We start from the raw sequence: 21182 nt of genomic DNA, 5'->3' as shown, positions 1-21182 counted from the left end.
GTTCGTCTGAAGCCAGGGCAGCGGCCTTAGGCGAAAGCGCCGGCAAAACTGCTGAAACGCGGTCGTTTCTCTTTCACAGAACGTTTTCTGAAAGCCGGTCTTCATGGAAAAAGGGAAAGGGAGTCCGTCCCCTTCCCTTGTCCGCTTTCATTATAGCGCTTCTATTCAAAAGAACCAAGTCAGGTCCTTTTTTCAGCTATAAATTAAAGACCTTTTTTTGCGATGTAAGCTGCAAGGTCAACAACGCGGTTAGAGTAGCCGCTTTCGTTATCGTACCAAGAAATTACTTTTACCATGCTGCCTTCCATAACCATTGTAGAAAGGGCATCGATTGTAGAAGAGTTTTTGTTTCCGTTGTAGTCGCCAGAAACTAATGGCTCTTCGCTGTAGCCAAGGATTCCTTTAAGATCGCCTTCAGCCGCTTCTTTAAGAGCTGCGTTTACTTCTTCAGCTGTTACTTCTTGGTTCAGTTCAGCAACCAAGTCAACTAGAGAAACGTTTGGAGTTGGAACACGCATTGCTCCACCGTTCAGTTTGCCTTTTAGTTCAGGAAGAACTAGAGAAACTGCTTTAGCAGCACCAGTTGATGTTGGGATGATGTTTTCAGCTGCTGCACGCGCACGACGGTAGTCTTTGTGCGGAAGATCAAGGATTTGCTGATCGTTTGTGTAAGAGTGAACAGTTGTCATCATACCGCGTTTGATGCCGAATTTATCGTTAAGTACTTTTGCAAACGGCGCAAGGCAGTTTGTTGTGCAAGATGCGTTAGAGATAACATCGTGGTTAGCCGCATCGTATTTATCTTCGTTAACACCCATAACGATTGTGATATCTTCTTCATTAGCAGGAGCAGAGATGATTACTTTTTTCGCGCCAGCTTCTAAGTGTTTCGCAGCGTCTGCGCGTTTTGTGAAGAAACCAGTAGATTCAACCACGATTTCAACGCCTTGTTTGCCCCAGCTAAGTTTAGCAGGATCGCGTTCTGCAGAAACTTCAATTGTTTTGCCGTTAACAACAAGGTTGTTACCGTCAACTGAAACTTCAGCGTCTAATTTTCCGTGTACAGAATCATATTGTAAAAGGTGAGCCAGCATGTTAGCATCTGTTAAATCGTTAACCGCTACTACCTCAACTTCAGGATTGTTTAATGCTGCGCGGAATACGTTACGTCCAATACGACCAAAACCGTTAATACCGACTTTTACTGCCATGATTGTTTCCTCCTTTAAATAAGTGAGAGATATTTATATTGAGGGATTATTCATCCCTTAATAACTTCTTTGCGGCTCCTTCGTCTGTGACGAGAACCGTGTTGCGGGGCTTTTTAAAGTAAGCCTCGATCGCCTCGGCTTTTGATGATCCGCCCGCTACCGCAATAATATCGGGGATGGCGTCTATGTCATCCAGCTGCATTCCGACAGAATGCACTTTGTGGACCACTTCGCCGTCCGCGTTAAAATAGTAGCCGAACGCTTCTGTCACCGCGTCGTTGTCATCTATTTTCTTTAAGTCTTCTAAAGGCGTATTTCTCCGCTCAGCCATAGTTTTAGCTTCGCCGATTCCGTGAACCAGCATACTCGCTGATTTAATGGTGTTCAGCACCTCTTTGACTGAAGGCTCTTCAATAATAGATGAATAGGCGCCTTGTGACAGCTGTCCCGGAACAAACAAAAGCCGGTAAGTGCCTGAAGCCTTCTCCGCCATATGCGCGCATATGGTGTTCGCCTGGTTTTTCACGTCTTCGCCTAAACCGCCTCTTGCGGGCACAAACAAAAGCTCGCGGTTTTTAGAATCCGGCGTCATCATTTCGGCGACAGCTTCAATTGTCGTACCGCCAGTTACAGCGACGATATTTTTGCCTGAAAATCTTTTTTTCATACATGCGACAGCTGCTCTTCCCATTTCTTTTTTGACCCATGGGGATTGGTCGCTGTCTCCGGATACGATAATGGCATCCTTTAGATTTAAACGTTCCTTTAATGTCTTTTCCAAAAGCGTCAAACCTAAAACATCTTTCATCGTATCTTCCAGAACGGAAAGCAGTTCGTAGCCCTCTTCTGTCAATGTCATGCCGTTTGTTTTAATATCAACCAGGTTCTGTTCCTTTAAAAACTGAACCTCGCCCCTCAGCACACGCTCGCTGATTCCGAGACTGGCAGACAGGCTTCTTCGCCCGATGGGTTCTGTCAGCCTGATATACTGCAAGATTTCAAACCTCTTTTGCATAACGACCAGAAGATCAGGCAATAATTTTTTTTGAGCTTGTATTAACTGGTTCATGACTCAAACGTTCCTTCCTTTTTTTGCTGGACATTATATGTCCCGCTATGACAAAAAACGTCCCATCATAGCCAAAAAAAATTATTTCTGCTTTCTTTAATTATTTTAACAGGGTGGAATTGTTTATTCAACTGTTAAGAGCCAATTCATCGACAATATTCGCAGAGTTTTCATGCCGCGGGGTTTTATCCAGCAATATTTTTTCCTTTATATCTTTATCTTATACAGAAAACGGCATAAGGTGCATCCCAACATAAACAGCCCTTCCAATAGAAAGGGCCGCCCTTTTAAAGCGTTTTCATTTTATCCAGAGCTTTTCAATCTCTTCGAGCGATTTGTTCTTTGTTTCCGGGCAGATCGTAACGACAAACAGGAAGCAAAGGATATTAATCACTGCAAAGATCCAGAATGTATAGGCGAGCCCGAATGAGTCGATCATCATTGGCACAAACTGTCCGATCGCCCAGTTTGCTCCCCATAAGAAGATGGTCGCAATCCCTGCGGCTCTCGCCCGAAGATGATTCGGGAAGATTTCAGAAATCATAATCCATGTGATCGGCCCTACAGATACACAAAACGCCGCCACAAAACCTAAAATAAAGAAGATCAGCATAAATCCGCTTGTTAACTGAAAGTAGAACGACGTTCCGATTAAGATCATAAAAATAGCCATAAAAGCAGAACCGATTGACATCAATTTTTTTCGTCCGACTTTATCAATCAGCAAAACTGCAATAACTGTAAAAATGACTTCTACAACACCGACGATACAGGTTGTCACAAATCCGGCATTTTGACCGAATCCCATCATTTTGAAAATTTCCGGCCCGTAGTAAGTAATCGCATTCATGCCGATGACTTGGTTAAAGAGCGCCAGCAGGATTCCAATGACAAGCGCCTTTCTGAGACCCGGCTTGAACAGCTGAGAGAGCGACCCCATTTGTTCTATTTTTAAAGAGTTCTCTATGTTCTTTAATTCTTCTTTTGCGACAGTTTCTCCATTAATACGTGTCAGTATCTTTAAAGCTTCATTTGTTTTGCCCGCTTTCGCCAGCCATCTCGGACTTTCCGGCACGACGAGCAATACGAGGAAAAAGATCACGGACGGCACCATTCCATAAGCAAGCATCCATCTCCAGCCGGTGTGAACGCCCCATTCGTATGTTCCAGACCGCTGCACAGCGAGATTAATAAAGTACGTTGCGGATATGCCCAATATCGTAAAGAGCTGATATAAGGAAGAAAGGCTTCCTCGGATGGCTGGCGGCGCCGCTTCCGTAATATACGTAACAGAGAGTGATGAGCCCATCCCAATCCCAAGGCCCCCGATAATCCTTGCAATGATTAAGGTAGACACATCTTGAGAAAGCGCCGAAACAATTGCTGATATCGCAAATAACAAAGCGGCTGTCATTAAAATTTTTCTCCGTCCGAACCTGTCGCTTAAAAATCCGGATATCCCGACGCCCGCCACTCCTCCAATCATAATGCTGGAAATCACAAGACCTTCCATAAACGGACTCAGGCTGTATAAATCTTTCAGAAAACCGATGGCGCCTGAAATCACTGCCGTGTCATAGCCGTACAATAAGCCGCCAAGTCCCGCCGCGCATGAGATCAAAATGACAAATCCCATTGAATGGCTTCTTGTTACAGGAGCATTTGGTTCTAATTGAGTTGGAGTATTCTTCATTTCCCTGCCCTCCCGAATGTTGAGTAAAGCGTTTACATTTACTTCTATAATTGTACGTACTTATATTAAAATTTAACGAAAATTTCATTTAATTAGTACGTACAAATATAGAATAATCTTGTTTGCATTTTCTGTCAATGTTTTCTTACAAAGAACGCTGTGATATACTGAAATTTGTCCGTATACATTTTGGAGGAATAGATATGTTACCAAAATACGCTCAAGTAAAAGAAGAAATCAGTTCATGGATTAATCAAGGCAAAATACTGCCTGATCAAAAGATCCCTACCGAAAACGAGTTAATGCAGCAATTCGGCGTCAGCCGGCATACCATTCGCAAAGCGATCGGAGACCTCGTATCACAAGGTCTGCTGTACAGCGTGCAAGGCGGGGGAACCTTTGTCGCTTCACGCTCTGCTAAGTCAGCGCTGCATTCCAATAAAACGATTGGTGTTCTGACAACCTACATATCAGACTATATTTTCCCGAGCATCATCAGAGGAATCGAGTCCTATTTAAGCGAGCAAGGATATTCCATGCTGCTGACCAGCACAAACAACAACCCGGACAATGAAAGAAGAGGGTTAGAGAACCTGCTGTCCCAGAATATCGACGGACTTATCGTGGAGCCGACAAAAAGCGCCCTGCAAACGCCGAATATCGGCTACTATTTAAATTTGGAGAAAAACGGAATTCCTTTCGCGATGATTAACGCTTCATACGCTGAGCTTGCCGCACCGAGTTTTACCTTGGATGATGTGAAAGGCGGCATGATGGCGGCTGAGCATCTCCTTTCTCTCGGCCACACGCACATGATGGGCATTTTTAAAGCTGATGATACACAAGGTGTGAAGCGGATGAACGGGTTTATTCAGGCGCACCGGGATCGTGAGCTATTCCCTTCTCCGGATATGATTGTGACATTTACGACGGAGGAAAAAGAATCAAAGCTGCTGGAGAAAGTGAAGGCCACACTGGAGAAAAACAGCAAGCATATGCCGACAGCCATTCTTTGTTATAACGATGAAATTGCGCTGAAGGTGATTGATATGCTGCGGGAGATGGATATCAAAGTGCCGGAGGATATGTCTATCGTCGGGTACGATGATTCGCATTTTGCGCAAATCTCCGAGGTGAAATTAACCTCTGTGAAGCATCCGAAATCCGTGCTCGGAAAAGCAGCTGCCAAATATGTCATTGACTGCTTAGAGCATAAAAAGCCGAAGCAGGAGGATGTCATTTTTGAGCCTGAATTGATCATCCGCCAGTCCGCACGAAAACTGAATGAATAAAAAAAGCAATGTATGGGTCTCCCCGCTACATTGCTTTTTTTATAGCTGTTATCTGTTTTTCCAAACGTCTGCGATGATTTCAAACGAACGCATTCTGTCTGTATGCTCAAAGGTTTCTGAGTTGACCATAATTTCATCAGCCTGTGTCGTTTTGACAAAGTCTTCGAGCTTCGCCTTCACTTCTTCCGCACCGCCGACAATCGTCGAGCTCAGCTGCTCATTGACCATCGCTTTTTCATACGGGCTCCAGATTTGATCCATATCCTCAACAGGCGGCTTAAGCTGATTCGGCGTGCCGCGGACAAGATCAAGAAATCTTTGATAATGCGAAGTCGCAAGGTGCTGCGCTTTCTCGTTTGTATCTGCCGCGATAATGGTGACGCCGACCATCGCATACGGTTCATCGAGCACGTCTGACGGCGTAAAGGAATTGCGGTACAGCTCCAAAGCGGGAACCGTATTCGCCGGTGAAAAATGAGCGGCGAATGCAAACGGAAGACCTAGTTCGCCTGCCAGACGGGCGCTGAAGCCGCTTGAGCCCAGCAGCCAAATCGGCACATCTATGCCCTCTCCCGGAATGGCGCGGACTTGATTGCGCACATTTCCGGACGGTTTAAAGTAATTGCGCAGTTCCTCTAATTGTTCCGGGAAATCTTCACCGCTGTTGATGTTTCTGCGGAGCGCTCTTGCTGTCAATTGGTCCGTTCCCGGAGCACGTCCGAGCCCCAGATCAATCCGTCCGGGATACAGCGTTTCCAGTGTGCCGAATTGCTCGGCAATCACTAGTGATGAGTGGTTCGGAAGCATAATACCGCCGGAACCGACGCGGATTTTCTTTGTGCCGCCCGCAATATGGCCAATCAGAACCGCGGTGGCAGAGCTTGCGACACCTTCTATATTATGATGCTCAGCGAGCCAGTAGCGATGATAGCCCCATTCCTCAGCACGGCGCGCCAAGTCCATGCTGTTTCGGAATGATTCCGCAACCGTTCCTCCCTGAACAACCGGAGATAAATTCAAGACAGAAAGCAAGGTATCTTTGCGTTGTTGAGTAGACATGTTTTTCTCCTTTGCAATTGTGATATCAGTAAACAGCCTCAAGCTGTCAAGTCATGATCGAAAGGACTTCTATCACACCATAACACAACTGCAATCAGGAATAAAAGAATTTGATTCGATGAAATTCGAACAATATAAAACGAACGGTTTGGCATCGTTATTCTGCCCCAAACAGCTCCTGCGCCATATCAATAAATAGTTTAGCCGCCAGAGAAGCCTCCTTTAGCGACGGAACAGCAAGCTGCACATCACGGTATACCGGCGGGTCCAGATCCCGCGTCACCACATGCTCCGGCAGCGGCATGCCCGACATGGACATTTCTGATAAGATCGCCAGGCCCAGTCCTTCTCTGATCATACTGATCGAGGTGTTAATGTTATAGACTGTAAAAGCGGCGTGCAGTGTAGCGCCCGCCTGCCTGAACATATCGATAAAAGGTGATTCATAGCCCCCGTCACAGACGATCATCGGTTCGTGATCGAGATCTTTCAGCGTAATGGCCGAACGGCTGCAAAGCGGGTGATCGTCCCTGAGAACGACGGACATTTTGTCTTTTTTCAGCGGAATGTACTCGATTTCCTCCGTCGGATACAGAAGAATCCCGACATCTATCATCCGCGTGTGAAGCCACTCCTTGACTTCATCTACCGTTCCTTCGTGCAGCACAAGCTCCAGTTTCGGATATTTTTGTTTAAACTCACTGATCAGCTTCGGCATAAAATAAGCCGAGGCAGTTGAGAATGTGCCGATATGGATCGTTCCCAGTTCAAGCCCTTTTTCCGCGGCTGCCACTTGCTCAACTTTTTCAATGCCTTTTAAGACTTCCCTGATGTGGACTAAGATCTTTTTCCCCGTATCGGTCAGCATCAGGCCATTGCGGCGGTCACGAATGATCAGCTTCACATCAAGCTCAGCCTCGATCGCAGAAATCGCATGGCTGACAGCCGGCTGTGTCATGTTCAGCGCCTGCCCCGCTTTTGTAAAGCTCCCCGTTTCAGCTATTTTTACGAAAACCCTTAATTGTGTAATGGTCATAACAATTTACTTATGCTCCTTATAAAAAAGATTCATTTTATTTATCTTATATTCTACAGTATCATAATGGAAAAGTTCTACAAGGAGTGATTTAACAGTGAAACAGCTTTCAAAAACGAAGACAGCTATCCTTCTCGCCTTTCTCGTCATCACGTGGGGCATCAATTGGCCGCTGTCGAAAGCAGCGCTCGCCTATTCGCCGCCATTATTGTTCGCGGGCATCCGGACGCTGATCGGCGGGCTTTTATTAGTCATCGTCGCACTGCCGCGTATTCATAAATTGCGATTAAAAGAAACGTGGCCGATTTATCTTGTTTCTGCACTTTTAAATATTACGTTATTCTACGGCCTGCAAACGATCGGGCTGAATTACCTCCCGGCGGGACTGTTTTCCGCGATCGTCTTCTTTCAGCCGGTGCTGATGGGCGTGTTTTCTTGGCTTTGGCTCGGCGAATCCATGTTTGCGCTGAAAGTGATCGGGCTTATCCTCGGTTTTGCGGGAGTAGCTGTCATCAGTGCCGCAGGCTTTGGCGGGCATATTTCTGTCATTGGGGTTCTGCTGGCTCTCGGCTCCGCACTCAGTTGGGCGCTCGGGACAATATATATGAAAAAAACAGGCAGCCGCGTCGATTCCATCTGGATGGTCGCTTTGCAGCTGACGATCGGAAGCGTGTTTCTGCTTATATCCGGCTTTTGGACAGAAAGCTTTTCTGCGATCCAATGGACAGTTCCGTTTATTACGAGCTTGTTGTTCATCTCTGTCTTCGTTATCGCGCTTGGATGGCTTGTCTTTTTTACCCTTGTCGGTTCAGGGGAAGCAAGCAAGGTCGCATCCTATACCTTTTTGATTCCGCTCATTTCGATCGTGGCAAGCTCCATTTTCCTTCATGAACCGCTTACCTTAAGCCTCTTGGCGGGTCTGCTGCTGATTGTGACGAGCATCTGCCTCGTGAATTCTAAATCAAAAGCACAGAAAGCGGCGGCGATTGGTGTAAATGAGAAGGCTGCACAATAATAAAAAAACCTCTTGTCGTTGTGACAAGAGGTTTCTCATTTACTGATGTTTACGTCCATTGATCCAATAAAAAATTGTAATCAAAAGATAAATCGCGGCAGTGATGAGGGTAATGACAATTGACGTTGTCATGATGACCCCGATCAGAATGGCGAGTAACGCCAAAACCGCAAACCATGTCGTGTACGGGAACCATTTTACATAATAGGCCGGTGTTTCTGTTTGCTCTTTTCTCGATTTCAAATGAGCAAATCCGATGATCAGCCAAATGAATAAAACGGTATACCCCAAAGATCCCATTAAGTAATTAAACGTTTGGCTTCCTGCGAACAGAGAAATCAATACGCCAATATAGAGAGAGGAAGTGCACATCAGAATCGCAAGCATCGGTACATTTTTCGATGAGAGCTTCGAAAAGATCTTCGGGAGCCTTCCGTCAGTAGCCTGTGTATATAAAATGCGTGATGATCCGTATAAACCTGAATTCATTGAAGAAATGATCGCCAGCAGGATGACTGCGTTCATGATATGATCCGCGCCCGGAATGCCTACCATTTTAAAGACCATGACGAAAGGACTTTCTGGAACGGAATTGACTTGATTCCATGGAATCAGGCTGACGATGATGAAAAACGGCAGCAGGTAGAACGCGACAATCCGTGTCAATGTGCTGCGGACTGCTTTCGGGACAACCTTTTCAGGATTCTTTGTCTCAGCAAGCGTCACACCGATAATTTCTGTACCGCCGTAGGAGTAGATCACGACAAGCATCGCCGTAATCAGCCCTGTGCCGCCATGCGGGAAAAATCCGCCGTGCTCTGTCAGGTTTGAAAACCCGGCAGCTGTATGATCACCGAATGATACAAATAAGAGCAATAATCCTAAAATAATAAAGACAATAATAACGGTAATCTTGATCATTGCCAGCCAATATTCAGTTTCGGCAAAGATTTTAACAGAAAGCAAGTTCACAATCGTGACGATAAGAGAAATCCCTAATGCCAGCACCCAGATCGGGCAGCCCGGCAGCCAATATTGAATAAAGATCGCAGCGACAACAGCTTCAGCCGCAATGTTAAGCACCCACATTTTCCAGTATATCCAATCCAAGAAATAAGCAGCGTAATTTCCTAATACCTGCTGGACAAGATCTCGGAAGGTTCTGGCGTTACGGTTGCGCACAGCCATTTCCGCGAGCCCCTGCATAATAAACAGCAAAATAATTCCGCCGAGCAGGTATGCGATAATGACAGATGGACCTGCCACATCGATCGCTGAGCTGCTCCCTTTAAATAAACCTGCGCCGATTGCTCCGCCCAGCGCCATCATCATAATATGGCGGGACGTCATCGTGCGTTTTAACGTCTGATTGTCCTTTTTCATCCTCTTGTACCTCTCCTTCTCATTTTCAAAAACAAAAAAAGCCCGCCGTCTCCTATCTAATAGATAAAGAGACGACGAGCCTTTGGCTGACCGCGGTACCACTCTTGTTGATTCTTCGTAAAGAATCCAGCTTTTGACCTGTAACGAAGGTTAGCCGTTAAAACATAGGGAATATTCAATCTATTCCGTTCCGTCTTACCACTCCCGGGCGAGTTCAAAGAAGAATCAGGCTGCGTCGCACCACCCCGCAGCTCTCTTTTCTGATCTCTTTCTTTTACTGCTCCCATTCTATGTGTTGTAGTTTTCTGAAAAACTTAAATTTTATGATCTGAATATATTAACATAATATACGTGCTTCTCTTTTACCTGTCAATAACTTCAGAGAAAAAAGAAACTGTTATTTTGTCCCTTTTTGGATGGCTTTCCAAAAGGATTCTGACTCGTTTCCTAATGCATAGACTGAGACACCTGCTATTTTATATTGCTTTGCCAGATGGCTTTTCGTTTGAACGGTTTTCTCATTTTCATACCACACGACATGTTTATGCTTCTTTTTGTCAACGTAAGAAAACGTCATCGAACCTGATTTTTTGTTGAATGCCGGCTTTGCTTTCTGCTTCTTGATGAGGGACTTAAGTTCATTCCATTCCCGCATGGCGCTGCCGCTTCCGTCTTTTACATCCCAGTCATAGCCGTACGCAGGGATTCCCATAATGACTTTATTGGCTTTGATTTTTTTGACTGAAAACTGCAGAGAGCTTTTGATCCAGCTTGTGCTTGCCACTGATCCCGGCTCGCCCCATATGCCGTGTTCGTCGTAAGTCATGACTTGTACGTAGTCGGCATATTTACCGATTTTCGCATAATCATACGGCCAGCTCCAGTCATCGTTTTGATCATCGGCGCTTTTGGCCGGAACGGAAACCATTGTTTTAATATGTTTCTTTTTCAGAGCCTGTGAGACATATTGAATGAAGCTTGAGTATTTGGATCGGTCTTCTGGATGCACTGCTTCAAAATCGATATTGATACCGTAGTATGAGTGCTTTTTGGCTAGTGCTATCAGCTGATCTGTGAATCGTTTTTTCGCTGTTTTATTACTCATGACCCGCTTTGCTAAATCTCCGTCAAAATCGTATATGGCGTCATTATAGTTTGAAATGACAGCCCATGTCTTGATTTTTTTCTTTTTCGCATATGTCAGCTGCTTGCTCGGGGCATCGCCAATGACTTGTCCATTTTTTTCAAAGGCAAACGTATCTGTGGCGATGGAATTCATGTATGAATGATATTTCGTAAGAGAATTGTATGAGGCCGTATCTCCAGTGGTGTAGCCTAATGTCATGCCGGCTGCCTTCGCTTCTGTTTTTGTATACATAAACAGCACGATCGCAATCGCCAGTGAAACAGCAATAATCAGCCATTTTTTCATCGCATTTCCTCCTTTTTCAAGTCATACTCTTCTCATCGGCCAAAAAATTGGAAGTTGAAGTTTTTTCAAGCAAAAAGCCCGGCAGCATATGCCGGGCTTTTTGAGATCAGCGGTCGGAGACGAGAATGTATGCGGCTTTTACAGGTCCATGCACCCCGACGACCAAATCCATTTCGATGTCGGCTGAGTTGCTCGGTCCGGTAATGTAGTTGATGCATGAAGGAACAGTGACGCCGTCCGCAATGTTTTGGCGGATGATATCACTGGCTTGCGTCATTCTCGGCACAATGCTTGATTTCGGCACAATCGCAATATAGGTCGTTGGCAGAAGGCTGACAGACCGGCCGATATCTTTTGAAGAAAAGAGGACAACCGTTCCCGACTCAGCCAGCGTGATTTCACTGAATGTAATCCCTACATTGGCTTGCTCCGCTTTTTTGATATTTTCTTCGCCTTTGTCAGCATCCCACTCCCAGACTGACGTTCCTTCGCCCGGCCAGTCCTTGGTGAGCAGACTTTTTAATCCGTATGCTTCAAAGCGGGGGTCCTTCGGAATGATGACAGGGCCTCCGGAAAAGCGGCTGACCTGCTCGCGAAGAGCATCGTAAAGGCCGGTTGAATCGGTTTCAATCAGCTCTGTATGGATTTTGACACAATGGTTTTTGAGCACTGTCACTAAGTCATCTGCTGAATATCCTTCAAGTGTTTTATATTGCGGCTGGTGCGCCCACTCAGGGACTGCCACGCCTCCTGTTCTTCTTTCACGGCCCAGGCGTGATGCGATCCGGTTTAAAAAGCTCTCCTGATTCTGAACGGTTCCCTTCGTCATCACTGCTCCTCCTTCGTGCGTTCACTTGTTTCTCTGTCTGTAAACCAGTCTCTGAATCTTGATTTATGCGGTGCCGGGAAGTCGCGGATCTGTGTCCAGCTCTTGAGCGGGCCGGGCCCTTTCGAAATTTTTTCGTCCTCTGTAAAAGGCGTCATGGCGGCTGGCGCCCATTTTGAGCCCATTTTATAAAGCGACAAAGAGGACGCGCCAAGTCCGAACGCTTTCATCGCAAGCTTTTCGCTAATCGGCGCTCTTCCTTCTTTTTCGACGATGTTCTGGCGATGCTTGAGAAGCAGCTCGTGAAGCGGAATTTTGACCGGGCAGGCTTCTGAACAAGCCGCGCACAATGTAGACGCGTACGGCAGCTCCTTAAAATCGTCATAACCGCCGAGCAGCGGCGATAAAACTGCTCCGATCGGCCCCGAATAAATTGAGCCGTAAGAGTGTCCGCCGACATGGCGGTACACAGGGCAGACATTGATACATGCAGCACAGCGGATACACTGCAGCACAGACTGGAATTCCGTACCGAGAATGTTCGAGCGGCCATTGTCAACAATGACAAGATGGAATTCCTCCGGCCCGTCCACTTCCCCTTCCAACCTCGGGCCTGTCAAAGCCGTAATATAACTTGTCAGCCGCTGTCCGACAGCGCTTCTTGTCAGCATGCTGACAAGCACTTCAAATTCAGAAAATGACGGGACAATCCGCTCCATGCCCATCACGGTGATTTGCGTTTTCGGCAAAGTGCTCACAAGCCGTCCGTTACCTTCATTGGTCACAAGGCTGACAGAGCCCGTGTCAGCGATGGCGAAGTTACAGCCGGTAATGCCGATATCCGCTTCCAGAAACTTTTCCCGGAGGATGGTGCGCGCATGCATGACAAGCTCTTCCGGTTTTTCTGTATGTTGATAGTCCAGCCTCTCTTTAAACACATCGCGTATCTGCTCTTTATTTTTATGAAGGGCGGGCGCTACGATATGTGACGGCGGATCATGATCATCAATCTGCAAAATATACTCGCCGAGGTCGGTTTCGACGACTTCGCAGCCTTCCTGTTCCAGCACCTCATTCAGATTGATTTCCTCTGTGACCATTGATTTTGATTTCACGATTTTCTTCCCGTTCTTCTTTTGAATGACATCGCGAATGTAAGAAGACGCCTCTTCCGATGTTTCCGCGAAATAGACATGCCCGCCTCTTTTCGCCACATTTTCCGCAAGCTGGCCGAGATAGAAATCGAGGTTTTCAAGGACATGCTGCCTGATTTCCTCTGATAGCGAGCGCCACTCTTCCCAGTTTCCCAGCTCTTCGGCTGCTTCAAGGCGCCGTGTCCGCAGACGTTCCTGCGCACCTGAAACAGCGCCTCTCATAAATTCATTATCAATCCCCTGTGATACCCGCTCTTTAAAAGCGTCAGTACCGATTTTCATCGCCATGATCCTTTCCCCCTCTGAATCCAGTTTTATCTGCTGTTGAGCACTTCGGCGATGTGCATCACTTTGACATTCTTGTCTTTTCGGTCAAGCCGTCCCCCGATATTCATCAAACAGCCGCAGTCAGCACCGATCAGCACCTCTGCTTCCGTTTCCTCTACGCACGCGACTTTTTCATCGACCATCTGTTCAGAGATCTGCGCCATTTTGACGGAGAATGTTCCTCCGAATCCGCAGCAATTGTGTTTACCCGGAAGCGGCGTGAATTCAAGCCCTTTCACATGGCTCAGCAGCTTCATCGGCTCCTCCGATACCCCGAGGAGCCTTGTCATATGGCATGACGTATGTAAGGTTGCTTTTTTATGAAGGGTTGCGCCGACATCCTCCACCCCGAGGACGTTCACGATGAAATCCGTTAATTCATACGTTTTATCCGCAAGCTTCTGCGCTTTATCCGCCCATTTCGGGTCATCTTTAAACAGGTGCGGATACTCCCGGAACATTGTGGTGCAGGAACCGGATGGACTGACGACATAATCTGACTCCTGAAACGTTTCAATCATTCGTTTCATTGCTTTTTTGGCATCATTCACGTAACCGCTGTTGTAAGCCGGCTGGCCGCAGCAGATCTGCCCCTCCGGAAAATCAACCTCACACCCAAGCCGCTCCAGCAGCTCAACCGTTGCTTTTCCTACGTTTGTTTGAAACATATCAACAAGACAAGTGACAAAAAGTGAGACTTTCATGATGAACCCCTCTCTCATCCCCAATATATGATCAGGTCATCAGATGACCTGAGTTAAAATAACTATATGAATATCGTACACTATTCTGATAATGGAAGGAAAGGGTTTTCTGGGGATATTTTCATTTGCGGGCATATAAAAAACACTCCTGATCTCCCAGGAGTGCCGTGATGGTGAAAAACATATGGTTAAATCCAGCCCTTTTCCTCAGCAATGCTGGCGGCTTCTGTCCGATTTTTCGCATCAAGCTTTTGGATGATTTCTGATATATAGTTTCGGACTGTGCCTTGAGATAAATAGAGTTCAAGCGTAATATCTTTTGTTGTCTTGCCTAAAGCCGCCAGCCGCAGAATTTCTTGCTCTCTTACGGTGAGCGGATTTTCGTCTCGAATCATATTAAACGTCAGCTCCGGGCTGAACACTCGTTTTCCCTTTACACACTTTCGGATGGCATCGGCCAGATCGTCAATTTCCCCGTCTTTCAGCAGGTAGCCATGTACGCCGGCTTTGACGGCGCGTTCAAAATATCCGGGGCGGGCAAAGGTGGTTAATATAATGACCTTGCTGCCGCAGCCTTTTTGCATTAATGCCTCTGCCACATCCAGCCCGCTTTGAACCGGCATTTCAATGTCCATGATGCACACATCCGGCTCCAGCTTCAAAATGGCTTTTAACGCCTCTTCCCCGTTTAATGCTTGTCCGATGACTGTCATATCCTTTTCTAAATCAAGCAGAGATCCCAAAGCGCCTAAAAGCATTCGCTGGTCCTCAGCAATAAACAGACGAATCATTCTTTTCGTCCTCCTATCATTCTGCTTTTTTAATAAGCGGAATCGTCAGTGTCAAAACCGTTCCGTTATGGACTGAAAGCGTTAATCCGCCTTCAATGAGCATGAGCCGTTCTTCCATTCCCCGCAAGCCATTCCCAAATGTTTTCTCCTTTGCCGCTCCCTTTCCGTCATCCCGTATGACAATCCTCATTTTGTCAGCAAACTGAGAAATGGTGATGGCGCAGTGGGTTGCTTTGCTATGCTTGATGATATTGGTCACGGCTTCCCGCATACACATACTGATAATGTTTTGAGTGACGGGAGATATTGCTGAAAAGTCTTCGTCTCCTTCGTATTGAAAGGTAATGTTCCCCGTTTTTAATATGTGCTGAATGTTGGCGAGCTCCTCCGTCATCGTGACCGTTCTCATATCAGAAACAAGCTCACGAACTTGCTTAAGTGCGGCTCGTGAGCTTGTTTCCATTTCTTTTGCCTCAAGCCGTGTCCGTTCTGGATCAGATGTTGCCAGCCGCTGAATCAGCTGGCTTTTTAATGTAAGGAGCGACAGGGTATGGCCGAGGGTATCGTGAAGATCACGGGCGATTCGAACGCGCTCCTCCCTTTTGGAGAGTTCCCTTATCTGTTCGTTTGCTTGGTCAAGCTTCGTTTCAAGCTCTATTCTCCGAAACATAGAACGGATTCCGAATGGAGAAATGAGCATGATGACCTGAAATGGAAGAATAGAGAAAAGCTCCCGAATTGAGACCGAATTCGCAAATAATTGATACAGACAAGGGAGCAGCAGCATGAAGATTAAACCGCAGAAAGCACGGTTAAACTTCGTTTTCTCTCTGTAATACCCAACAAAGTTTGCCGGGAAAAAACCTAAGTACATATAGCTGATATCATAAAACAGACTGTATATAAAAATAACTGCCATTTGCACGATGAGCCAACACGTAAACGATCCTCTGCCCAAGCTGCAGAACAACTGGCGATATGCTGCGACAAAAAGGACCAGCATGCCATATCCAATCACCTGTTTGATGCCTGATTCTTTCAATAAAGAGAGGAACGGCATAATGGTGTACACCAGAAAGATATAAGGGAAAAACCCGAATTGCTTCGGGAAAATTGATATTGCCTTTTTCATGTATTACACCGCTTCTTGTTTTCTTCTAATATACTTAGATAGTAGCATGAAGAGCATCAAATAAGCGATTAATATCAGAATATTTTTCCAGGATGGGAATTCGCCTCGGACAAGTTCCCACGCTCCGCTCCCGAAATGATAAGACGGAAGCCACCGGCCAATGTTCTGCATCATGTCAGGCATGACCTCAAACGGCATCCACATGCCACCGCCTAAAGCCAGCAGCATGTAAAGCACATTACTGATTCCGGCCGCTGTTTCTACTTTTCTCATGAGGCCTATTAGTGTGCCTAATGCTAAAAACGGCAATGCGCCAAACAAAATCCACAGTCCGCTCATGATCCATTCAAACGGTGACAAGGCAATGTCATTGATAATGGCGCCGAAAAGAAAAATGACGGTAATGGATAAAACGTGAATCACACTTTGGCCAATCATCTGAGCTGATAAATAAATATGATCCGGAAGAGGCGTAATGCGGATAAAGGCAGTCCAGCCCTGTGACCGTTCTTGAACCATACGGATTCCAAGCGTCATGATGGAAGAACCCATCACGCTGAAGACTGTCATCGACATTAAGTAATAGGCGTCCCATGCACGTTGATCAGGGACGTTGGTATTCACTACATTGGTAAAGAGATAATAAAAAGCAATCGGCATCATCAGCGACCAAAGTACAAAGTACTTATTCCTAAGCACCCTTTTCATTTCAGCTATGCTTTGCTTCTGGAGCATGTTCACTCACATCGCCTCCCTGTTTCCGTCAGCCAGCTGGCGAAATGCCTCATCAAGCGTTCCTTGCTCAATTCGAATATCGCGTGCATGTATGTTTTCTTGAAAGATCAGCGCTAACACTTTGTCTGTATTTGATGTTTGGATGATGGTTCTCTGATGCTTTTGGATCACTCGCTCTACTTCCGGATGACGAGACAGCTTTTCCAATGATTCATCTGAATGGAGCGTAAAGGAAACAGACTGTTTTTGAATCCTAGAGCGGAGCTGCATTGGTGAATCGTCTGCCACAAGCCGTCCATCAGCAAAAAATAAGATTCGCTGTGCGGCATCATCTGCTTCCTGTAAATAGTGAGTTGAGAAAATAATCGTTTTCCCTTGATCTGCCAGTCCATGAATGGTCTGCCAGAATCGATGTCTTGATGATGTGTCCATTCCGACTGTCGGTTCATCGAATATAAGCAGCTCCGGGTTCCCGGCAAGAGCCAAAGCAAAGCTCAAACGGCGTTTTTGTCCGCCGGATAATTTTTCTGCTCTTGTTTTCAAGTCTTCTTTTGTGAGTGCTGTTAACGAAACGAGTTCTTTCATGGACAATGGATTCGGATAATAGCTTCGGAAGAGTTCGAGGATTTCATTCACCTTTAGCCCCGGCATGACACTCACTTCCTGCAGCATCACGCCTATTTTTTCGCGAACCCGTTGATCATCGGGAAGCCGGTTAAATAGTTTGATTTCTCCCTTAGTCGGTTTCAGCAATCCTAATATCATGGAGATAACGGTCGTCTTCCCTGCCCCATTCGGTCCGAGAATGGCTGCAATTTCTCCTTTTTCAATGCTGAAGCTGATGTTGTTTACAGCTGTTTTTTGCTGGAAATGTTTTGTCACATTGCTTACTGATACTGCCTCATTCATCACATGAGCACCTCCTGATGGCTTACATTGATTGTAAAATGACTGAGATGATGATGTTAGTATGGGGTGTCATGATGATTGAGTGACAAATGTCATATTCTTTCCCGCCGCAGGTGCCTAGGTAATCCAAAAAATCATTACATATTTTTCTTCATTTTCAATTTACTGTTTTATCGATAAGGATTCAGTTGTATAATTTATTTATAATATTAAAATGGTGTTTTTGATTATTAACTGGTAGAAAAAAGGTTTAAAATGTGATAAGAGAGAAAACTTAGTTAAAAAGACATTACTTGTATTAGAGTTAGAAACAAAACATAGACAATATAAATGCGATTAACTTTTTTCAAAAAAAGTTTTCAAGTCAAACTAAACAACTCTTTAAAACTAGGAGGTCAACACATTGATTTTTATCGGGGGAATTCATGGTGTAGGTAAGTCATTTATTTGTAATAAACTAAAAAGTAAGTTTAATTTAATGCACTTCTCTTCAAGTAACTTAATATCTCAAAAAAAGAAAGAACAGTTCGGGAAGAGTAAAAAAATAAAAAACATTAACCAAAATCAGACTTTCTTACAGGAGGCAATTGATGAGATAAAGTATGAAAATTACTTTTTAGATGGCCATTTTTGTTTACTGAATAAAGAAGGAAAAATAACTAAAATAGATGAAAAAACATTCATTGACTTATCCCCTAAAGCAATAATAGTCTTGACTAATTCAACCAAAACAATAGCTGAAAGACTTAAATGTCGTGATAATATTAGCTATGATATCGATTTACTTGAATCTCTTCAATCTACCGAGATCGAATATTCCGAATACATAGCAAAAAAATTAGAGATTCCTTATTTTTTTTATAATCCAATGTCTTCTACAGAAGATGAATTGTCTCATTTCATAAAGCAACTATTAGACTAAGAATTAGGAGGATATATATGACTAACTACCTTGAGAAAGTTAAAATTAGAGATATTGACATTAATGATCCTTTCTTTGATTCACTTAAAGCAGATTATGATGGCTTTGAGAATTGGTTTAAAAGAAAAAAAGATGAAGAAGCCTACGTTCTTTATGAAAAAGGTCTAGTGAATGGGTTTCTCTATTTAAAATACGAAAGTGGGCCTATAACTGACGTTACACCTAATATTCAATGTATAAATGCCTTAAAAATCGGTACATTAAAAATCAATCCTCATGGAACTCGATTAGGTGAACGCTTTATCAAAAAAGCTCTCGACTATGCTATTGCTGGTAAAGTTGATCTTTGTTATGTAACAATATTTGAGAAGCATGATGCACTTGTTAAATTGTTTGAAAAGTACGGTTTTAATAGAGCAGCTGATAAAAATGGTGAATTAGTATTAGTTAAAAATTTTAGAGAAGTAAAAAACAATATATTATTAGATTATCCATTGATAAACATAAGAAATAAGCAAAAATTTTTATTAGCTATATATCCAAAATACCACTCAGTAATGTTTCCTGACTCAATATTAAATAATGAGAATATTGATATTTTAGAAGATGTGACAATCACAAATAGTATTCATAAAACTTATGTGACAACAATGAGAGTAAACCAAGCAAATCCTGGGGACATATTAGTTATGTATCGAACAAAAAGTGAGGGCATGTCTGCCGAATATACAGCGGTGGCTACTTCAGTTTGTATAGTAGAAGAGGTGAAAAGTCAAAAAGAATTTGCTAATTTTGAGGACTTCTATGCGTATGCTACCACCTATAGTATTTTTGATAAAGATGACTTAAAATCATGGTATGATCGTGGTCGATGTTATGCAATAAAAATGACCTACAATGCAGCGTTAACCAAAAGATTAATTAGAAAAAAATTAGCGGACGGTATTGGTCTAGATAGAAATACACGTTGGTCATTTATTAAATTAACTGATGAACATTTTAAGCGGATACTAAAAGAAGGTGGAGTAAGTGAAGGTATTGTTATCAATTAAACCTGAATATGTTGAAGAAATCATAAATGGGACAAAAAAGTTTGAATATAGAAAAAGAATTTTCAAAAAAAAAGTTGATTCCGTGATAATATATTCAACAATGCCCGTTGGAAAAATAATTGGTGAATTTACGATTGATAAAATAATAAATGATACACCAATAGAAATATGGAGAAAAACTTCCTCATATTCTGGAATATCAAAAGACTCTTTTTTAGAATATTTTTCTGGTAGAGATGATGGATTTGCTATAAAAATAAAAAGGTTTATCAAGTATGATAAACCAATAAATCCCAGGGATTTTGATAAAGATTTTACCCCCCCCCAATCATATAAGTATTTATCGGGTTTTGATTCAGATGATTTTTCAACCAAACAATTACATTTTAATATATAATAAAAGCGAATGCTCCTACTATTAAAAAAGTTGGAGTGTTTTTTTATTAAGAAATTTGTGCTTTGAAATAGATTACTCTTCTAAAAAATCCGCAAAACCTTTTATTGTCTTTCAAAGGTACATATAACGTTGTACTATAAAGTGGAACAAATTTAATAGAACATTCAAGCTTAAAATAAAACAGAAAGTTAATACACATTTAATCTTTCCAGCTGAAAGGAGCCAATCATGAACGAAGCGATTTTGTCTCGAAATGATGTGAAGGTGAAGGGCAGCGGCAAAGCATCTATCATTTTTGCACCTGGTTTTGGATGCGATCAAAGCGTGTGGAATGCCGTGGCGCCGGCCTTCGAAGAAGATCATCAGGTCATTTTATTTGATTACGTCGGTTCGGGACATTCAGATTTGCGCGCATATGACCTGAATCGTTACCGGACACTTGACGGCTATGCCCAAGATGTTCTAGATGTTTGTGAAGCTCTAGATCTGGAAGATACCGTGTTTGTGGGTCACTCTGTCGGAGCTGTGATTGGGATGCTTGCTTCCATCCGCCGTCCGGAACTCTTTTCCCATCTGGTGATGGTGGGCCCTTCTCCTTGCTATTTGAATGATCCGCCTGAGTATTACGGAGGATTTGAGGAGGAACAGCTAATTGGTTTACTGGAGATGATGGAGAAAAATTACATAGGCTGGGCAACTGTATTTGCGGCCACCGTTCTGAATCAGCCAGACCGGCCTGAAATCAGGGAAGAGCTTGAAAGCCGTTTTTGTTCTACTGACCCTGTGATTGCCCGCCAATTCGCGAAAGCAGCGTTTTTTTCTGATCACCGGGAGGATCTTTCGAAGGTAACGGTTCCCTCTCTTATTCTCCAATGCGCAGATGATATCATCGCACCGGCAGCAGTAGGTGAGTATATGCATAAGCACCTGCCTTATAGCAGGCTGAAACAAATGGAGGCTCGCGGGCATTGTCCCCACATGAGCCATCCTGAAGAGACGATACAGCTGATCAGCGATTATTTGAAAGCACACGTGTGATATGG

General features: G+C 44.1%; 20 protein-coding genes and 1 other annotated feature. Of the genes, 6 read left to right on the top strand and 14 right to left on the bottom strand.

Annotated elements, in window-relative coordinates; all coding sequences use genetic code 11:
* Positions 1 to 203: 203 nt before the first annotated feature.
* The 3 genes from gap to araE all read right to left on the bottom strand — a co-directional run bounded on the left by gap (position 204) and on the right by araE (position 3973).
* Positions 204 to 1211 (bottom strand): type I glyceraldehyde-3-phosphate dehydrogenase, encoded by a 1008-nt coding sequence (gene gap / locus KHQ79_RS07200; protein WP_003219957.1) that lies wholly within the window; start codon positions 1209 to 1211, stop codon positions 204 to 206.
* A 46-nt stretch (positions 1212 to 1257) separates the two neighbouring features.
* The gene (cggR, locus tag KHQ79_RS07195) at positions 1258 to 2280 is read right to left on the bottom strand and encodes a gapA transcriptional regulator CggR (RefSeq protein WP_088112062.1); all 1023 of its coding nucleotides are present in this window, start codon (positions 2278 to 2280) and stop codon (positions 1258 to 1260) included.
* A gap of 298 nt (positions 2281 to 2578) precedes the next feature.
* Positions 2579 to 3973, bottom strand: coding sequence for an arabinose-proton symporter AraE (araE, locus tag KHQ79_RS07190; protein WP_003235220.1), 1395 nt, complete (start codon positions 3971 to 3973; stop codon positions 2579 to 2581).
* A 203-nt stretch (positions 3974 to 4176) separates the two neighbouring features.
* On the opposite strand from araE, the gene araR reads away from it, so the two are divergent.
* Complete coding sequence (araR, locus tag KHQ79_RS07185; RefSeq protein WP_003235221.1) at positions 4177 to 5265, top strand: arabinose utilization transcriptional regulator AraR; 1089 nt, start codon at positions 4177 to 4179, stop codon at positions 5263 to 5265.
* Positions 5266 to 5313: 48 nt separating this feature from the next.
* Here araR and KHQ79_RS07180 read toward each other — a convergent pair whose 3' ends face one another.
* Positions 5314 to 6324: an LLM class flavin-dependent oxidoreductase gene (locus KHQ79_RS07180; protein WP_060399510.1), complete on the bottom strand. Its 1011-nt coding sequence runs from the start codon at positions 6322 to 6324 to the stop codon at positions 5314 to 5316.
* Positions 6325 to 6481: 157 nt separating this feature from the next.
* Positions 6482 to 7360, bottom strand: a complete 879-nt coding sequence (locus tag KHQ79_RS07175) for a LysR family transcriptional regulator (RefSeq protein WP_225514620.1) — start codon at positions 7358 to 7360, stop codon at positions 6482 to 6484.
* Between the two features lie 97 nt (positions 7361 to 7457).
* Here KHQ79_RS07175 and KHQ79_RS07170 point away from each other — a divergent pair, with 97 nt between their 5' ends.
* Positions 7458 to 8375: a DMT family transporter gene (locus KHQ79_RS07170; protein ID WP_060399512.1), complete on the top strand. Its 918-nt coding sequence runs from the start codon at positions 7458 to 7460 to the stop codon at positions 8373 to 8375.
* Positions 8376 to 8414: 39 nt separating this feature from the next.
* On the opposite strand, the gene KHQ79_RS07165 is transcribed toward KHQ79_RS07170, so the two are convergent.
* The 9 genes from KHQ79_RS07165 to KHQ79_RS07125 all read right to left on the bottom strand — a co-directional run bounded on the left by KHQ79_RS07165 (position 8415) and on the right by KHQ79_RS07125 (position 17771).
* Positions 8415 to 9758 carry an amino acid permease gene (locus KHQ79_RS07165; RefSeq protein ID WP_225514618.1) on the bottom strand — a complete coding sequence of 448 codons (1344 nt, stop codon included), beginning with the start codon at positions 9756 to 9758 and terminating at the stop codon, positions 8415 to 8417.
* 64 nt (positions 9759 to 9822) lie between these two features.
* Positions 9823 to 10058, bottom strand: a binding site (T-box leader).
* Between the two features lie 97 nt (positions 10059 to 10155).
* A complete protein-coding gene (locus KHQ79_RS07160) occupies positions 10156 to 11190 on the bottom strand; it encodes a glycosyl hydrolase family 18 protein (RefSeq protein ID WP_225514616.1) in 1035 nt (344 codons plus the stop codon).
* A gap of 106 nt (positions 11191 to 11296) precedes the next feature.
* A complete protein-coding gene (gene lutC, locus KHQ79_RS07155; protein ID WP_225514615.1) occupies positions 11297 to 12019 on the bottom strand; it encodes a lactate utilization protein LutC in 723 nt (240 codons plus the stop codon).
* Positions 12019 to 13458, bottom strand: a complete 1440-nt coding sequence (gene lutB, locus KHQ79_RS07150; RefSeq protein WP_060399515.1) for a lactate utilization iron-sulfur protein LutB — start codon at positions 13456 to 13458, stop codon at positions 12019 to 12021. The genes lutC and lutB overlap by 1 nt, the downstream gene beginning before the upstream one ends.
* Before the next feature lie 26 nt (positions 13459 to 13484).
* The gene (lutA, locus tag KHQ79_RS07145) at positions 13485 to 14201 is read right to left on the bottom strand and encodes a lactate utilization iron-sulfur protein LutA (RefSeq protein ID WP_003235238.1); all 717 of its coding nucleotides are present in this window, start codon (positions 14199 to 14201) and stop codon (positions 13485 to 13487) included.
* 188 nt (positions 14202 to 14389) lie between these two features.
* Positions 14390 to 14992 (bottom strand): two-component system response regulator YvfU, encoded by a 603-nt coding sequence (yvfU, locus tag KHQ79_RS07140; protein ID WP_060399516.1) that lies wholly within the window; start codon positions 14990 to 14992, stop codon positions 14390 to 14392.
* Positions 14993 to 15008: 16 nt separating this feature from the next.
* The gene (locus tag KHQ79_RS07135) at positions 15009 to 16124 is read right to left on the bottom strand and encodes a sensor histidine kinase (protein WP_119914297.1); all 1116 of its coding nucleotides are present in this window, start codon (positions 16122 to 16124) and stop codon (positions 15009 to 15011) included.
* Positions 16125 to 16127: 3 nt separating this feature from the next.
* Positions 16128 to 16865, bottom strand: a complete 738-nt coding sequence (locus KHQ79_RS07130; RefSeq protein WP_225514613.1) for an ABC transporter permease — start codon at positions 16863 to 16865, stop codon at positions 16128 to 16130.
* Complete coding sequence (locus KHQ79_RS07125) at positions 16866 to 17771, bottom strand: ABC transporter ATP-binding protein (protein ID WP_080429060.1); 906 nt, start codon at positions 17769 to 17771, stop codon at positions 16866 to 16868.
* A gap of 400 nt (positions 17772 to 18171) precedes the next feature.
* Here KHQ79_RS07125 and KHQ79_RS07120 point away from each other — a divergent pair, with 400 nt between their 5' ends.
* From KHQ79_RS07120 to rsbQ, 4 genes are all read left to right on the top strand, one after another.
* Positions 18172 to 18690: an ATP-binding protein gene (locus KHQ79_RS07120; protein ID WP_225514611.1), complete on the top strand. Its 519-nt coding sequence runs from the start codon at positions 18172 to 18174 to the stop codon at positions 18688 to 18690.
* Between the two features lie 17 nt (positions 18691 to 18707).
* Positions 18708 to 19742: an N-acetyltransferase gene (locus KHQ79_RS07115; RefSeq protein ID WP_225514609.1), complete on the top strand. Its 1035-nt coding sequence runs from the start codon at positions 18708 to 18710 to the stop codon at positions 19740 to 19742.
* On the top strand, positions 19720 to 20139 hold the full coding sequence (locus tag KHQ79_RS07110) for an ASCH domain-containing protein (RefSeq protein ID WP_225514607.1): 420 nt from the start codon (positions 19720 to 19722) through the stop codon (positions 20137 to 20139). Before KHQ79_RS07115 ends, KHQ79_RS07110 begins: the two co-directional genes overlap by 23 nt.
* Before the next feature lie 228 nt (positions 20140 to 20367).
* A complete protein-coding gene (gene rsbQ / locus KHQ79_RS07105) occupies positions 20368 to 21177 on the top strand; it encodes a sigma factor SigB/phosphatase RsbP regulator RsbQ (protein WP_100276321.1) in 810 nt (269 codons plus the stop codon).
* The last annotated feature ends 5 nt before the right edge of the window (positions 21178 to 21182 follow it).

The organism is Bacillus sp. TSO22, from assembly GCF_020223595.1.
GTDB lineage: Bacteria > Bacillota > Bacilli > Bacillales > Bacillaceae > Bacillus > Bacillus inaquosorum.
Note: the sequence above shows the minus strand (reverse complement) of the source record. Positions and strands in the feature narration are given on the sequence as shown.

Coding starts and splice junctions, on each gene's coding strand:
- gap (WP_003219957.1), bottom strand. CDS start 1,211: ATGGCAGTAAAAGTCGGTATTAACGGTTTTGGTCGTATTGGACGTAAC.
- cggR (WP_088112062.1), bottom strand. CDS start 2,280: ATGAACCAGTTAATACAAGCTCAAAAAAAATTATTGCCTGATCTTCTG.
- araE (WP_003235220.1), bottom strand. CDS start 3,973: ATGAAGAATACTCCAACTCAATTAGAACCAAATGCTCCTGTAACAAGA.
- araR (WP_003235221.1), top strand. CDS start 4,177: ATGTTACCAAAATACGCTCAAGTAAAAGAAGAAATCAGTTCATGGATT.
- KHQ79_RS07180 (WP_060399510.1), bottom strand. CDS start 6,324: ATGTCTACTCAACAACGCAAAGATACCTTGCTTTCTGTCTTGAATTTA.
- KHQ79_RS07175 (WP_225514620.1), bottom strand. CDS start 7,360: ATGACCATTACACAATTAAGGGTTTTCGTAAAAATAGCTGAAACGGGG.
- KHQ79_RS07165 (WP_225514618.1), bottom strand. CDS start 9,758: ATGAAAAAGGACAATCAGACGTTAAAACGCACGATGACGTCCCGCCAT.
- KHQ79_RS07160 (WP_225514616.1), bottom strand. CDS start 11,190: ATGAAAAAATGGCTGATTATTGCTGTTTCACTGGCGATTGCGATCGTG.
- lutC (WP_225514615.1), bottom strand. CDS start 12,019: ATGACGAAGGGAACCGTTCAGAATCAGGAGAGCTTTTTAAACCGGATC.
- lutB (WP_060399515.1), bottom strand. CDS start 13,458: ATGGCGATGAAAATCGGTACTGACGCTTTTAAAGAGCGGGTATCACAG.
- lutA (WP_003235238.1), bottom strand. CDS start 14,201: ATGAAAGTCTCACTTTTTGTCACTTGTCTTGTTGATATGTTTCAAACA.
- yvfU (WP_060399516.1), bottom strand. CDS start 14,992: ATGATTCGTCTGTTTATTGCTGAGGACCAGCGAATGCTTTTAGGCGCT.
- KHQ79_RS07135 (WP_119914297.1), bottom strand. CDS start 16,124: ATGAAAAAGGCAATATCAATTTTCCCGAAGCAATTCGGGTTTTTCCCT.
- KHQ79_RS07115 (WP_225514609.1), top strand. CDS start 18,708: ATGACTAACTACCTTGAGAAAGTTAAAATTAGAGATATTGACATTAAT.
- rsbQ (WP_100276321.1), top strand. CDS start 20,368: ATGAACGAAGCGATTTTGTCTCGAAATGATGTGAAGGTGAAGGGCAGC.